Origin of the sequence: Neobacillus drentensis, from assembly GCF_036962765.1 — a bacterium.
Classification (GTDB): Bacteria; Bacillota; Bacilli; order Bacillales; family Cytobacillaceae; genus Neobacillus; species Neobacillus drentensis_C.
The window spans coordinates 1-14293 of sequence record NZ_JBALOS010000192.1 but is presented as its reverse complement, the minus strand read 5'-3'; the positions used below and the strand labels follow the sequence as shown (position 1 = coordinate 14293).

Below are 14293 nucleotides of genomic sequence, written 5' to 3'. Positions count from 1 at the left end.
CGAGTAGTGGAGGACTGACCATCTGGATGTTTTTCTTTTCATCCGTCATGACAATTCCATCATAGGCATGATCTAATGCCGTTTCTAATGTTCTTTTTAAGGTTTTTACAGTTTTTAATTCTTGTGAGGTTTGGAGCAAGGACATGACCATATCTGTTTTCGTGAGGATGCCAACAACCCGATTCTGATCATCAATAACCACACCGGTACCCACCTGACTGTTTTTCACAATCATTTGAATTTTTTCATAAGGAGTGTCAATCGGCAGCGTTTCAACCTGTTCTTTAATATATGTTTTGATAGGGGTGGTAAGGGGCTTCCCTTCCATAACCATTTGAAATAAGCCGCTTCTCGTAAAAACGCCAACCAGTTTTCTGCTCACGTCTGTTACCGGCAGCAGGTTCCACTTCCGATTGTTCATCAGACTGATAGCTTCAGATAGTGGCGTATCCTCGGTGACCATGCAGTCGACTGGCGTCATCAACTCGTTAAATTGGATCATTTTGTGCCCCCCTTTTTTACCTATCCTTATTGTAACAAAAGTGAGAGATATTTTTGAATATTTCAATAATATCAAATCTATTCGGAAACTTTTATCCACCTTAATCGTACATAATAAGTGTAAATCATTCGAGGAGTGAGTCTATGAGTGAAAAGGGATGTATTAAATGTGGCAGCAGAGATACAGGTACGAAAGATGTAGCAATGACAGGATCGGGGTTGTCAAAGATGTTTGACATTCAACACAATACCTTCACGGTTGTTTTTTGCAAGAACTGCGGTTACTCAGAGTTTTATAACAAAAAAACATCTACTGCTTCAAACATCATTGACCTATTTTTTGGAGGGTGATGAACAAAAGGGGATTCCTAATGGAATTCCCCTCTTCTTTACGCACTATAAGCGTTTACTAAAATTATTTCGGCTGCATTCTTATTGCACCATCAAGCCGGATGGTTTCTCCATTTAACATCGGATTTTCGACGATGCTTTGGACGAGTTGTGCATACTCACTTGGATATCCGAGTCTTGATGGGAAAGGCACCATTTTTCCAAGTGAATCTTTTGCCTCTTGCGGGAGGGTATCAAACATCGGTGTGTGGAATAGCCCAGGTGCAATCGTCATTACGCGAATCCCGTAGCGGGCAAGCTCTCTTGCAATTGGCAGAGTCATACCGACAACTCCTCCTTTTGAAGCACTATAGGCAGCCTGGCCAATCTGTCCGTCAAAGGCTGCAACAGAAGCAGTATTAATAATCACACCTCTTTCACCTTGTTCATTTACGTCATTAGTGGTCATCTTCTCCGCAGCAATGCGTATCACATTAAAAGAACCGATTAGATTCACATGAATAACTTTTGAAAATAGCGAAAGATTATGGACTCCATTTCTGCCAATCACCTTTTCTGCAATACCAATCCCTGCACAGTTGACAACTGTATTTACACTGCCCATATATTCCGCTGCTTGATGAATTGCCTCTTGAACGTTCTCTTCTTTGGTGACATCTGCCTTTATAAACAATACTGCGTCCCCTAATTCGTTTTGGAGCCGGACACCATTTTCTTCAGATTGGTCAAAAATAACCGCCTTTCCTCCAGTTTGAGCTATTCTTCGAACCGTCGCCTCTCCTAACCCTGAAGCTCCTCCTGTAACGACTGCCCGACACGTATTCATTTGCATATTTTAGCCCCCCATAAAAGAATGATATTTTATTATGCAAGTATTGTGCCAGAGAGGTTTCCTCTATAGCTAGAAGCTGCCGTGTATTTTTGTTTGTAGTTTGGACAGACACGTTCGAAAAGTGACCAAATCCTGTACATGTTCCTTTTTACAGCTAAATTTCTCTGAATCTATCTTCATGCTCCAGTGGATACAGGCAGCCCTGCAACGGACGACTCTGTTACAAAAACGAGCAATGAGTTACCGAACACAGCATCACCAATGTACAACTATATGGTCACTGGTCTTGGCTTAATTTTAGCAGGATTAGTTGTCATGAAAGTCCAAAACAGGAAAAGAAGAGAGAATATATAACAAATAAATAAAAGAGGTCAGGTCTCAGTTAAAATGAGGTCCTGACCTTTTTCTTTGTTACAGCGTCTTTTTGTCTTATCATTTTTGTTGATTTCCGTTATCATTAACTAAAGTAAACATTGTCTAAATGGAGGAATCCTCAATGATAAAAAAAATGGTTATCACCCGTGATATTGATCAACATTACATTACACAAATAAAGGATATTATTCCTGATTGGCAATTGATAGTAGGCAAAGATAAACATATTTGGCAAGAGCATGTAATGGATGCAGAAATCATCGCGGGCTGGAGTAAGGGACTAAAAGAATATTGCCTCGACCCCCATTCCAAACTAAAATGGCTGCAATCATGGAGTGCAGGTGTTGATTACATGCCGCTTGAGGAAATGAAGGCTAGAAACATCTACCTGACGAGTGCCAATGGCGTTCATGCCTATCCGATTTCAGAGACGATTTTTGGATTGATGCTGGGCTTAACACGAAAAATCAATACATACATCAAAAATCAACAGAAAAAAACCTGGCATCATGCCAATATGGGCCAAGAAATCCATGAAAAAACTATCGGTATCATTGGTGTCGGAACAATTGGGAAAGAAACGGCGAAAATCGCGAAAGCTTTTGGGATGAACGTGCTTGGTTTCAGGCACTCTGGTAAACCCGTTGACTTTGTGGAAGAAATGTATACCCCGGACCAATTAGATCAGATGCTGCCAAAATGTGATTATGTGGTTGTTACTTTACCGCTTACAAAAGAAACTAATCATTTATTTGGTGCCGAACAATTTATGCAAATGAAGTCTTCTGCCTTTTTTATAAATATCGGACGGGGTGAGATTGTGGTCGAAGCTGATCTTATCCAAGCTTTAATGGAAGGAACAATTGCCGGTGCTGGACTTGATGTGTTTGAAACAGAACCGTTAAGTACAGATAGCCCGTTTTGGGAAATGGAAAATGTGATCGTCACCCCACACACATCTGGTTCAACAGAACATTATAATCAGCGGGTGATTGAAAATATTTTGATCCCTAACTTAAGAGCCTATCTTTCTGAAAAGGTTCCACCGATTAATCTAGTTAATTTTTCGAAAGGTTATTAAGTATTTTATGGAGCAAGTAATAATCGAAAAGATCCACAAGAAAAAGAAACGAAGTTTACAAATTTTTAAGTATCTGATTCCTTTATTGGTTATGTTCCTCGTAACAATTAATTTTGTGCCGGTGAAACAAATGAAGGAAAAGGACTTTTTCAAGAACAACCGTCCATTAGTGATTGCCCATCAGGGCGGTGAACTACTTGCACCTTCGAATACGATGGCAGCATTTACAAATGCCGTAAACATGGGCGTGGATGTACTAGAAACAGACCTTCATATCACCAAAGATGGACAATTAGTGGCCATCCATGACCCTACCGTGAACCGGACAACGAACGGGCATGGAAAGGTCGCTGACATGACCTTAGCGGAAATCCAAAAACTCGATGCAGGATACCAGTTTAAAGACTTACAAGGAAATTACAGTTTCCGCGGTAAAGGCGTCTATATCCCCACCGCTGAAGAAATGTTTCAATCTTTTGGGAACAACCGAATTGAGATGGAAATCAAAGATGATAATCCTCCCGAACGAATCGATGAAATGGCTGTAAAACTCTGGGCACTAATCGAAAAATATCAGATGGAGGATAAAATCTTGGTCGCTTCGTTTGACCAAGACATCCTTAATACTTTTCAAAAATACGCAAAGGGTCGGGTTGCAACCTCAGCGGGCAAGCAGGAAGTTAAAAGTTTTGTTATCTTTCATAAGTTCTTTTTACGTAATCTATACACCCCTCACGTTGATGCCTTTCAGATACCACCCGAAGACAGCGGCTTTGATTTAACGGACAAGAAATTGATTAACGGAGCCCATCGTCGCGGGATGCAGATGCATTACTGGACCATCGATGACCCAAAGGTGATGAAGAAACTCCTCGATGCTGGTGCAGATGGAATCTTAACGAATCGACCGGATTTATTATTAAATTTCCTTAAAAAATAGGCTGTGTTAAAAGTTATTGTTGATCGTTGTTATGAAGGACATTTGTTTAGAAATCTTAATAGTTTTTGTCCTTCATCAGCGTTATGAAGGACAGTTCTTCAGAAATCTTAATTGGTTTTGTCCTTCATCGGCAGTATAACAGACAGATTTTTAGAAAACTTATTAGGATTTTCTTTCATCGGTGATAAAAAGGTAGAAAAATCGTTGATACAATAAAAAAATTTAGGCGTGAATTCCTATGTGAATTCACGTCTTAACCATAGCTAGCCACTTTTTATGGCATTTTTTGATCTTTCACCCTTTTATACTGCCATTTATTTTTGATAGAATTTTTTTATCTGCCCCTTTTTACGATTGATCGGCCGCTTTTCAGTATTTATCTGCCACTTTATATTTCTTGCAAGAAACACTACTCATTTTCCGCCAAAATTATCTCTAAGTTTCACAAAGAAAGAGAGACCGTTAAAGTCTCCCTTTTTTAACGCTATCATTTTTTAAATTTTCCAGGTGTGTACTTTTCACTGGCTTTAAAGTTATATACTGGTTTAATGAACCCGGCAATCTCCACGGTTTCTTCAACCTTTTCAAATATTTCATTTAGAGACTTATAGGCCATTGGTGCTTCATCAAGGGTTTCTTCTGAAACAGACGTTGTCCAGACACCTTCCATTGTTTTATGAAAATCGTCCATGTTAAGTGTTTTCATCGCTTTTGTCCGGCTCAAAACGCGGCCCGCTCCATGCGGGGCAGAATAATTCCACTCCCCATTCCCTTTACCGACTGCTAATACTGACCCGTCTCTCATGTTAATGGGAATAATTAGACGTTCCCCTTTTTGAGCAGAAACTGCCCCTTTTCGTAAAATCTGGTTCTCCGTGTCAATATAATTGTGTACGGTATCAAAGCGGTCCTGCTCCTCAAATCCCATATTTGCTGTAATAGCCCTCGCTATTTCTTCACGGTTTGCTTTTGCAAATGCTTGCGCTAACTTCATGTCATGCATATAGTGATGAAAATCCTCACCTTCCAAGTAAGCTAGATCATTTGGAATAACAGGATTCTTTTCTTTATAGCTTTGGATCATCGCTTGGATTTCTTTTTGACGTCCCTCCGCCTTCAATTGGTCAATGAGATCAGCTAAATCGTGCTGACGAAGTTTTGAAATCGCAACTTTTTGGTAGTAGGTGGCAATCCTCGCTCCCACATAGCGGCTCCCTGTATGAATGGTTAAATAGTGATAACCATTGGTATCAACAGAGACTTCAATAAAATGATTGCCGCCTCCAAGTGTCCCTAAGCTATAACGGCTTCGATTTTCACTCAAGATGTGCTCCGCTTGAAATTCTTGAATGGCGGGAAAACTCGTGTTAATAAATTGGACTGTCTCATCACTATGCACTTCCTGCCCACTCGGGACATACGTACGAATCACTTGATCCAATTTATTAAAATCAACCTTTTTATCCTGCAGCTTGACGGTTAACACCCCGCAGCCGACGTCCACACCAACCAGATTTGGAACAACTTTATCCTTTAGTTGAATGGTCGTTCCAATCACACAGCCTTTGCCCGCATGATAGTCTGGCATTATACTAATCTTTGTATCCTTTAAAAACGCTTGATTACAAAGTTCTTTTATTTGCTCAAGGGCTGTTTCTTGAGGATAGTTTGAAAAGACTTTTGCCTCTGTTTGTGTACCCGTTACTTTAATCACTGGTTTTCCCTCCTTCAAAGCAGATTACCACAAGGCTTCCATTTTTGGGACATTTGGGCAACGCATTTTCTGCGACATTTTTTTATCTACATAAATAAAAGGAGGATGCTTGGGCATCCTCCTTTTTTCGAAGTTATGAATAAATAGTTTGCATTCCTTTTCCTGCAACGGTCATCCATTCAAACTGACGTAATCTTACTTCAAACAGTGTTAATGGATCGCGGAACATCTCTGGATTGGTATTCATATTCGTTAGCATTTCTTGGTTCGTCTCTATTCCAGACCGTGCCTCTTCCGCAGAACGATTTAACAGCTGTAATGGACTCTTGAAAAACAGGGTTACATCACGCTCCAGTGATTTTTCAAACAGTTCAAATTGCTGGAAAAACTGTTGATTCACCACAGAGATGGTTTCAGCATAATCCTCATTTTCCACAAAGGCTTTGTACTTATTAAATAGCAAGGCTTTATTTTGTGATAGGGCTCCAAACAACTTCCCGGCGCTTTTTAATAAAAATTGTGACGGGGTTCTGCGTAGCAGGATATTAACAGTTTCCAACTGGAAGCGGCTTGTCATCCTGTCGGTATCACGGTGCCAGTCATCAATTACCTTAAAATCACAATCAAGCTGCAGGCGTTCTTCTCCATACATGCGATTAAAGCTTTCCCCTATTTCATTAAGAAATTCCTGACTTTGCACAAGCTCCTCTTTGCATCCATCAATCCATTCTTGCAACAAGCGGTAATATTTAGGGAGAACCGTCTGCTCTAAATACTCCTCTAGCTTTTTGTTCATCACATCATTAAGTTCTAGGTGAATCTTGCTAAAATTACTTTCCTCTTTTATCAAGGAGGAGCACTCTTGAAGCATGATTGGAACGGACTCTGAAATCTCTTTTACAATTGTATTTTTAATGGCACGGTATGACTGCACAACAGCCTTTGCTTTTTGGATCTCTGTATCCTTCAGTTGATTGATTGCACCTGTTAACTTCTGGAGCATTTCTTCATTCCAACGGACGGATTCTATCAATTGATTTTCAACAACCACCCTTTTTTGCATCAGACTGGCAATCGTTGTGCGAATATAGAACAATAGTTTAGCCAATCGTTTATCTTCGATATTTCTTGTATTTTTAATAGAGTCGATAAACTCTTTTAAGTCCTTTAACTGCTGACGGTTCTCATATTGCGAGGAAAAGGCGAACACTGATGCATCCGGGAAATACGACTGAATCCTCGCTCTTGTTTCATCAAAGACACTGATCGCTTCCTGCTCATTGACAATCGTGTCCATCTTACTGAGCAGAAAATGCACAGGAATGTCAGGTGCTAACTCTTGAATTTTCGCAAGAACAGACCTTTCTTTTTCTGTAAACGGTGCATTTGCATCAAGTACAAAGAGGACAGTATCAGCCAATTGCAGATTCTTTAAGACTTCATAAGAATCATTATAGTTTCCTTTTAATCCTGGAGTATCAATCAGTGCGACCTTAGTTTCCTGCAGGAAAGCATTGGGACGCTTAAATTCAATGATCGATTCCAATGCGTTGCGGCGGCGGTCCATTCTTTCTTGAAATTCAGAAATTCCTTCTAAACTATTAATCTCACGATCAGAAATATCCGTGATTTCTTCTTCCTCTGAGTCTTTAAACATGACCAGTGAAGAGGTAGGACTATCCTGCAGATCTTCACCAATAATCATATTAACAAACGTCGATTTTCCACTACCGTCTAACCCGGTAATAAGTAAATGGTGTGTGTCGAAATTTACTAATTGCTGAACAACCCATTTTACTCGATTATTCTCTCCCATCTCATTTGCTTGGGCCCAATTAATGATTGCTTCAAAGAGTGTTAGGCACTCCTCAAGTTCATCCATGTCTGTTTCCGTTTTACTAATTAGTTTCTCAGCCTCACTAACGATTGACATACTTAAACTCGCTGGAAACAGCTCATTCCACGAGAGAACAGCAGCAGCTGCGAGGACAACATTCTTCCTGTCAGCCAGACGTAACCAATTTGTTAAAAAGTCCGGAATAAACTCCTGCAGTTGTTTAATGAAGTATCTTCCATCAATAAAGCTAAAAAATGCTTCCTTATGAAGGCTTGAAAGCACAGACAAATTGTCATCCCGATTGATATCAAGGCTTAATAGCAAATGGTTCATTTCTCTTATCCAAGTAAAATAGGATTCTTTATTGTTATAGCTGTTCCAAAGAGCGGCAATAATTTCCTCGAATTTTTGTTGATCTAAGCTATACAAAAAATGAACAGACTGAGAAAAATAGTTCGGTAAATGACTTTTTGTCAGTCCCTCATCGATATAGGCAATAATCCTATCAAACCACTCCAAGGCACCCGTCCGTAAGGCTTCGTTAACGGCTAGTTCAATTGCATTATTCCAATCTTGCTGCTCTTCAAAAAAAGTACGGGCTATTTCCGTGACGTTTGGATAATCTGGATTTAAATCAATGGTTCTTTTAATCACTGATAATGCCTGGTCAAGCTTTCCACGCTCTATATACAACGAAAATAACTGCAGAGCTACTTCAGTGTTTAATGTGAGATGTTCACTTTCAATCGCACAATAAAGGTCTTCAGCTGTCGATAACAAACCTAACTGATAATAAGCATCAGCTGTGTTTTTCTTTGCCCACGGTTCCAGTTCATTGATAATATTTTCCCATTTAAAAATAGCTGCTTCATAATCTTTATGATGAAAATACACTTCACCCTGCGCAAAACGAATCGACGATAAATCAGGCAAGTCCTTGCTTGCTTCCTCCTGAAACAGGTCGCCAAGCACCTGAATCGGATGGATATTTTCATGTTCATTAATGAACATTTTATAATACGTTTTCTGTATTAATTGTGTCTCTATTGTCATATCTTTCCCTCCAATTACAACACTCTCTGTCATTCATATGGAAAAGAGCCCAAATTATTCTATATACTATTCGACGGATAATCTGAATATAAGTCCCAATTATTACGATTCTACCAGAGCAATTTATAAAAAAGATGTCAGTAGTATTTCATTTTGGAGACAAAAAGACATAATTGCATTCAATTATTACATTTTTCCTGACACTTATTACATATTCTTCGGAACTTATTACATATTCTTCGGAGCTTATTACATATTTCCGGACACTTACTACATATTCTTCAGAACTTATTACATATTCTTCAGAACTTATTACATATTCTTCGGAACTTATTACATATTTCCGGACACTTACTACATATTTTACAAATCTTACGACTTTCACTGGATAGTAACTGAAAATCAGAACATTAATTAGGCGAACAAGTAAGCCTGCCTGAAAACAGCAAGCTTACTGAGATTCATTCTTATCCAACAGATACTGTCGTTTCACTCTTTGAATTCAAAACAATCTCGGAAAAGTAATGAACTGTTCTCATTTCTTCATTGAATAAGTAAGAAGATTTCCATGTTTCTTCTAGATAGATCTCCATTACCTTGATGGCACGGAGCTCTCCACTTGATGCCTGTTCAAGGGCGACAATGCTTTCAAAAATTTTCACCATAAGTTCGGCCGCCTTTTTGGAGTGAAAGGTCTTTTGGTCTGCAGATGCTGTTCGTAATGATCTCGATAGATTCTGTAACTGTATCAACCTATTTTCTACTAAATAGGTCCATTCAGAAGGCAAGTGGGCCACACTCCGCAGTCGTTGACTCATTTCATCTACAAATAGTTCATCTGCTTTAAACTTTTCAATTAAGCGCAAGACTTCCAACCCGAGAATATTAGCCGTTCCTTCCCAGACGGTCAGGACTTGGGCATCTCGTAATAATCTTGGCGTCACAAAATCTTCGATATACCCATTTCCACCATGCAATTCGATCGCTTCATGAGAGAAGTGAATTGCCTGTTCTGCTGTTTCTTTTTTCAAAAGGGCAATGTAGAGACGATTAAGAATGGTCTCCGTTTGACTTGCTTGATTGTTCATGACCCGTTCGAACAAGGGAAGATACGTAAAAACGGTGCGGGTTTCAATTTCCAACTTAACAGCGAGACGGGTCAGTGTATCCTTAACCATAGGATAGTCAGCCAGTTTACTTCCGAACGCATCCCTTCTAAAGGCATATTCCTTTGCTTCACAATAGGCCCTTCTCATAATTCCTAAGGAGGCAACAGCATTGCATACTCTGGATAGATTAAGAGCCTCCATCATATAGTAGAATCCTTTGGCAGGATCTCCTACCACAAAAGCATCGGCACCATCAAATTCAACCTCCGCTGATGGGACGGCCCTGACTCCAAGCTTATCCTTTAAGCGGCGAATCCGGATTCCATTTAGTGAGCCATCCTGGTTCCGCCATGGTACGGCAAATAACGTCAGCCCCCTCGTCCCCGAAGGTGCGCCTTCTTTCCGGGCCAAAACCATGGCCACCCCGCACATGCCGGCATTGGAGGCAAAGTACTTTTCTCCATAAAGTTTGAAATGATCTCCAGCTTGCACTGCTTTCGTTTCATTTGCCCCGACGTCTGAGCCTCCCTGGCGCTCTGTTAAGAATGTTGCCCCCTCATACAGTGGAACATCTCCTGTGGAAAGGACATGCGGCAAAAAACGCTCCTTTATTTCGTCGGAAGCATATTGATTAAGTAAATAAGCAGTAGCCATAGACAATGTTACCGGACAGTAGAATCCTGGTTCTGTTTGCGATAGCAAATATCCTTGAGCATAGGAGTAAATGTAATTCCCCTTCTCCCCCAGCCCCGGAATTTCTTTATGAACATAGCCGACAATTCCGGTTTGATACGTTTCTTCCACCGTTCGCAGGTAGCCTGCGTTCACCCATACTTCTGAAACGTCTTCACCGTACGCATCATATTTGATTAAGCGCGGCTGTCCTTCCCTGTCTGTAAACCTAGCCCGGGAATCAATGTCGGTAGCGCATTTCTCACCAAAGGCTGTCAGCTCTTTGTCAGCAAACTCGAAAAAGGCTGGATCCATTAGTTCCTTAAGTAAGGATTGAAACGGCAAATCTTCTTTATAAAAATTCAACTTGAAAAACCCCCTTTTTTTCAGAATAATCAATAAATTAAGTGTACCACTTTCCTACCTTGTTAAAAATAAAGTTGGGTTAATTTTAGACAATCTATCTTTTTTACCCGCCTTAAAAGTATAATTAGTTCAAAGACTTAAAGGGGAAATCTTCGTTGGAAAAGGAACAAGCTCTAATTTTAGCTAACTTTATCGATAACTCAACTTCAGCGGCCTTTGAGATAAAAACACTTGAAATTTCGGGCGGCAGTTTAGTTAAATTTCATCAATGGGCAAATGGAAAACCTACGATCGCCGCATTTGAAGTAACTAGACCAGATAATGAAAGTGGCTATTACTTTGTATTCATTGACTGGCACCGAAATGACAACTATTATTTAGTCATTTATGCACATGATCGTTCCACGACCTGTGCCGAGATACGGCAAATTCAGGAAATAGACGGTTCTCCACATATTGTCTGGACATACAAGCCATTTAAACGAGACGGAAAAAATGACCAAAGAAAAGCTTATTTTAAGCAAATGTTTGGTTCAACAAATGTTCAAATCAAACTGCCCTCCTCGCCTCTTGAGGTGGATGTATTTTTGAAACAATTATTTAAACTATGTCAAAACCGGATAAAAGCAGACAGGATTGTGGAAGTGTTTGATTTTGAATAAGAATGGAGGCAAAAAGGTGATTACAGAGGAAATGAAAGAAAGAGTGAAAGAAAAAATCGTTGAATTCGGGATGCCCAAGTTCATTGCTGGCATGTTTACAAGGAACATCCCTAAACTCGAGAGATGGAATCAAGGAAAATAAACCATAGGAAAGGGAGGCTTCTAGCCTCCCTCTAAGTTATAGCTGTTTTCGCATTAATTGTTGTTTTTCGTTTAAGTTCACCAAGTCGTTTTCCTAGATGCTGCGTGGCATCTTTTCGTAAAAACATTGGCAAGAATCGCTTATTAATCATTGTAAATGACCATTATGATGATACAAAAGTAACAAATTTTATGAAAAGAGCCTTGTTATAAAACTTTACTTAAAAACGCCTTCGTCCGCTCTTCTTGTGGATGATCAAATAAGTCGCTTGGAATATTTTCTTCTACAACCAACCCGCCATCCATAAAAATTACTCGATCTCCCACTTCTTTGGCAAATCCCATTTCATGTGTCACGACCACCATGGTCATCCCTTCTTTTGCTAGGTCTTTCATAACCTCAAGGACCTCGCCGACCATTTCAGGGTCGAGCGCTGACGTCGGTTCATCAAAAAGCATGATTTTTGGCTCCATTGCCAGTGCCCTTGCAATTGCAACCCGCTGCTTTTGCCCGCCGGATAAAGAGTCTGGATAAGCATCGGCTTTATCCTCTAAGCCCACTTTTCGTAAAAGCTCGATTGCCTTTGCCCTCGCCTTCTCTGTTGGAACATTCTTTACTTTCATAGGGGCGAGCATTATATTTTGAATCACTGTTTTATGCGGAAATAAGTTAAATTGCTGAAAAACCATGCCCACATCCGTCCTGATTTTATTGATATCCGTTTTTTTATCGGTAATATCAATTCCTTCTATTAAAACATGGCCATCTGTAATCGTTTCTAGTAAATTAATGCATCGGAGAAAGGTAGATTTTCCTGAACCAGATGGGCCAATGACCACATCTACCTCTTTTGGCTTAACCGTTATATTTATATCTTTGAGAACCTCATTTTTTCCAAATGACTTTTTTAAATTTTTTACCGTAATCATTCTGTGGCCAACCTTCTTTCAAGTCGGGATAACAGTAAACTTAAAGAAAAAGTTAAAACAAGATAAATAAGGGCCGCGGTAATATATGGCTCCCATGCGCGATAATATTGTCCCTGCATTGCTTGTCCCCAATACATGAGCTCTTTTACAGCAATAATCGCCGCTAGGGATGAATCTTTTATTAAGACGATAAACTCATTACCTAGAGGAGGAATCATTCTTTTAAAGGCTTGCGGGAGAATGACAAATCGCATTGCCTGTACATGGTTCATCCCAAGCGAACGGGCTGCTTCCATCTGTCCTTTATCAATCGATTGAATTCCGCCCCTGAAGATTTCCGCTACATATGCCGCTGAATTTAATGAAAGGGCAGTTATAGCGGCAATGATCCCATTTGTTTCCCCTACAAAAAGCGGTACAAGACCGAAGTGAACTAATAATATTTGTACTAATAATGGCGTCCCACGGAAAAAAGTGATATAGCAGTTGAACGGGAAGGCGATCCATTTATTTTTCGTCAATTTACCCAATCCAATGAACAAACCGAGTAAACAACCAATTATGATGCTTGCAATCGAAAGGCCGATGGTAAGCAGCGTTCCTTTTGCAAAAAATGGTGCATATTCAGCAAGTATGTCCCAACGAATATCCATCATGAGTCCTCCTAAAAAATCCTACATAAGAAATGTGCGCCAATTTTAACAAAAATTGCGCAACTGCTTTTTAGGAAGCGTTACGCAATTTTGTCTAACCTTATTGTTGTGCTTTGATATCTGTTAAATCAGGATCCACCTTAAACCACTTTTTATAAATTTTTGCATATTCCCCATTTTCAATAATTCCTTTAATTCCTTTATCAAAGTCAGCCTTTAGCTTACTGCCTTTTGGAAACAACAGCCCATAAAATTCTTTTTCAAACGCAGCTGCATCTTCAATAATAACAAAATTATCATTTGGGTTATTTTTTACATACTCCTCAATAACCGTATTGTCAGCAACAACGGCATCTGCACCGCCGCCTTTTAGTTCCATGATTGCAAGGTTATTATCTTTAAATTTTTTAAGATTTTTAGTTTCTACACCTAGTAATTTCTCTACAGCTTCCTGACCAGTTGTTCCATTTTGCACGGCAACCCTTTTGTCCTTTAAGTCCGCTGCACTCTTTATACTGCTCCCTTTTGGAACCATAATTTTATTGGTAGATAAAAAGTATGGAACTGAGAAATCATAGGTTTGTTTCCGTTTATCGTTAATCGTGATGGCCGAGATAGCAGCATCAGCCGTTTTACCTTTTATTTCTACAAATAATGGATCCCAGCCAACATGCTTGACGTTGATTTTATACCCGGCTTCCTTGGCAACAGCGTTAATAAAATCAATATCAAATCCAACAACTTCCCCTTTATCTTGGTATTCAAATGGCGCGTAGGCTGCATCTGTGACAACCTTCAATGTCTTTTTTCCTCCCTCGCCACTTGTTTTACTCGTTCCACAAGCTGAAAGAACTAAGAGGAAAGCTACCATTAAAACTGTTGAAACTAATTTTAACTTCTTCATTTTTTCAGACCTCCAATGTTTTTTCTATAAAGTATTTTTTAAAAAATTAATAATATTTTGAATATAGATGATTATAACCCGTTTTAATTGTATATTCAATATTTTAAATATTTTACTATATTAGTACTGTAACTAACTGAAGTCTTGAGCATTTTAGAATAATACTTTTCAC

Annotated in this window: 14 protein-coding genes; 6 read left to right on the top strand and 8 right to left on the bottom strand. The window is 39.4% G+C overall.

Features of this window, described 5'->3' with window-relative positions:
• Window positions 1–502: CBS domain-containing protein (locus V7137_RS21865; RefSeq protein WP_335700024.1), on the bottom strand; the 502-nt coding region annotated here is incomplete at its 3' end.
• A gap of 143 nt (window positions 503–645) precedes the next feature.
• Here V7137_RS21865 and V7137_RS21860 point away from each other — a divergent pair.
• A complete protein-coding gene (locus V7137_RS21860; RefSeq protein ID WP_335700023.1) occupies window positions 646–852 on the top strand; it encodes a zinc ribbon domain-containing protein in 207 nt (68 codons plus the stop codon).
• A gap of 64 nt (window positions 853–916) precedes the next feature.
• On the opposite strand, the gene V7137_RS21855 is transcribed toward V7137_RS21860, so the two are convergent.
• The gene (locus V7137_RS21855) at window positions 917–1684 is read right to left on the bottom strand and encodes a 3-hydroxyacyl-CoA dehydrogenase (protein ID WP_335700022.1); all 768 of its coding nucleotides are present in this window, start codon (window positions 1682–1684) and stop codon (window positions 917–919) included.
• 186 nt (window positions 1685–1870) lie between these two features.
• Between V7137_RS21855 and V7137_RS30760 the strand changes: the two genes are divergently transcribed.
• The 3 genes from V7137_RS30760 (at window position 1871) to V7137_RS21845 (ending at window position 4080) form a co-directional block, all read left to right on the top strand.
• A complete protein-coding gene (locus tag V7137_RS30760; protein WP_420490160.1) occupies window positions 1871–2038 on the top strand; it encodes an LPXTG cell wall anchor domain-containing protein in 168 nt (55 codons plus the stop codon).
• 142 nt (window positions 2039–2180) lie between these two features.
• Window positions 2181–3140: a D-2-hydroxyacid dehydrogenase gene (locus V7137_RS21850; protein ID WP_335700021.1), complete on the top strand. Its 960-nt coding sequence runs from the start codon at window positions 2181–2183 to the stop codon at window positions 3138–3140.
• A gap of 7 nt (window positions 3141–3147) precedes the next feature.
• Window positions 3148–4080 (top strand): glycerophosphodiester phosphodiesterase, encoded by a 933-nt coding sequence (locus tag V7137_RS21845; protein ID WP_335700020.1) that lies wholly within the window; start codon window positions 3148–3150, stop codon window positions 4078–4080.
• 487 nt (window positions 4081–4567) lie between these two features.
• Here V7137_RS21845 and V7137_RS21840 read toward each other — a convergent pair whose 3' ends face one another.
• From V7137_RS21840 to V7137_RS21830, 3 genes are all read right to left on the bottom strand, one after another.
• Entirely contained in the window at window positions 4568–5794 is a 1227-nt protein-coding gene (locus V7137_RS21840) for an RtcB family protein (RefSeq protein ID WP_335700019.1), read from the bottom strand.
• A 133-nt stretch (window positions 5795–5927) separates the two neighbouring features.
• On the bottom strand, window positions 5928–8684 hold the full coding sequence (locus V7137_RS21835) for a dynamin family protein (protein ID WP_335700018.1): 2757 nt from the start codon (window positions 8682–8684) through the stop codon (window positions 5928–5930).
• Window positions 8685–9151: 467 nt separating this feature from the next.
• The gene (locus V7137_RS21830) at window positions 9152–10831 is read right to left on the bottom strand and encodes an acyl-CoA dehydrogenase family protein (protein WP_335700017.1); all 1680 of its coding nucleotides are present in this window, start codon (window positions 10829–10831) and stop codon (window positions 9152–9154) included.
• A 155-nt stretch (window positions 10832–10986) separates the two neighbouring features.
• Between V7137_RS21830 and V7137_RS21825 the strand changes: the two genes are divergently transcribed.
• Window positions 10987–11493, top strand: a complete 507-nt coding sequence (locus tag V7137_RS21825; RefSeq protein WP_335700016.1) for a hypothetical protein — start codon at window positions 10987–10989, stop codon at window positions 11491–11493.
• A gap of 16 nt (window positions 11494–11509) precedes the next feature.
• Window positions 11510–11635: a hypothetical protein gene (locus V7137_RS21820; protein WP_335700015.1), complete on the top strand. Its 126-nt coding sequence runs from the start codon at window positions 11510–11512 to the stop codon at window positions 11633–11635.
• 206 nt (window positions 11636–11841) lie between these two features.
• On the opposite strand, the gene V7137_RS21815 is transcribed toward V7137_RS21820, so the two are convergent.
• The 3 genes from V7137_RS21815 to V7137_RS21805 all read right to left on the bottom strand — a co-directional run bounded on the left by V7137_RS21815 (window position 11842) and on the right by V7137_RS21805 (window position 14121).
• Window positions 11842–12564, bottom strand: coding sequence for an amino acid ABC transporter ATP-binding protein (locus V7137_RS21815; protein ID WP_335700014.1), 723 nt, complete (start codon window positions 12562–12564; stop codon window positions 11842–11844).
• Window positions 12561–13217, bottom strand: coding sequence for an amino acid ABC transporter permease (locus V7137_RS21810; protein ID WP_335503359.1), 657 nt, complete (start codon window positions 13215–13217; stop codon window positions 12561–12563). The genes V7137_RS21815 and V7137_RS21810 overlap by 4 nt, the downstream gene beginning before the upstream one ends.
• 100 nt (window positions 13218–13317) lie before the next feature.
• Complete coding sequence (locus tag V7137_RS21805; protein ID WP_335700013.1) at window positions 13318–14121, bottom strand: basic amino acid ABC transporter substrate-binding protein; 804 nt, start codon at window positions 14119–14121, stop codon at window positions 13318–13320.
• Window positions 14122–14293: the final 172 nt, after the last annotated feature.

Bases quoted from the DNA above. Each gene is read 5' to 3' on its own strand.
- V7137_RS21805 (WP_335700013.1), bottom strand. From the start codon at position 14,121: ATGAAGAAGTTAAAATTAGTTTCAACAGTTTTAATGGTAGCTTTCCTC.
- V7137_RS21835 (WP_335700018.1), bottom strand. From the start codon at position 8,684: ATGACAATAGAGACACAATTAATACAGAAAACGTATTATAAAATGTTC.
- V7137_RS21850 (WP_335700021.1), top strand. From the start codon at position 2,181: ATGATAAAAAAAATGGTTATCACCCGTGATATTGATCAACATTACATT.
- V7137_RS21860 (WP_335700023.1), top strand. From the start codon at position 646: ATGAGTGAAAAGGGATGTATTAAATGTGGCAGCAGAGATACAGGTACG.
- V7137_RS21855 (WP_335700022.1), bottom strand. From the start codon at position 1,684: ATGCAAATGAATACGTGTCGGGCAGTCGTTACAGGAGGAGCTTCAGGG.
- V7137_RS21810 (WP_335503359.1), bottom strand. From the start codon at position 13,217: ATGGATATTCGTTGGGACATACTTGCTGAATATGCACCATTTTTTGCA.
- V7137_RS21815 (WP_335700014.1), bottom strand. From the start codon at position 12,564: ATGATTACGGTAAAAAATTTAAAAAAGTCATTTGGAAAAAATGAGGTT.
- V7137_RS21845 (WP_335700020.1), top strand. From the start codon at position 3,148: ATGGAGCAAGTAATAATCGAAAAGATCCACAAGAAAAAGAAACGAAGT.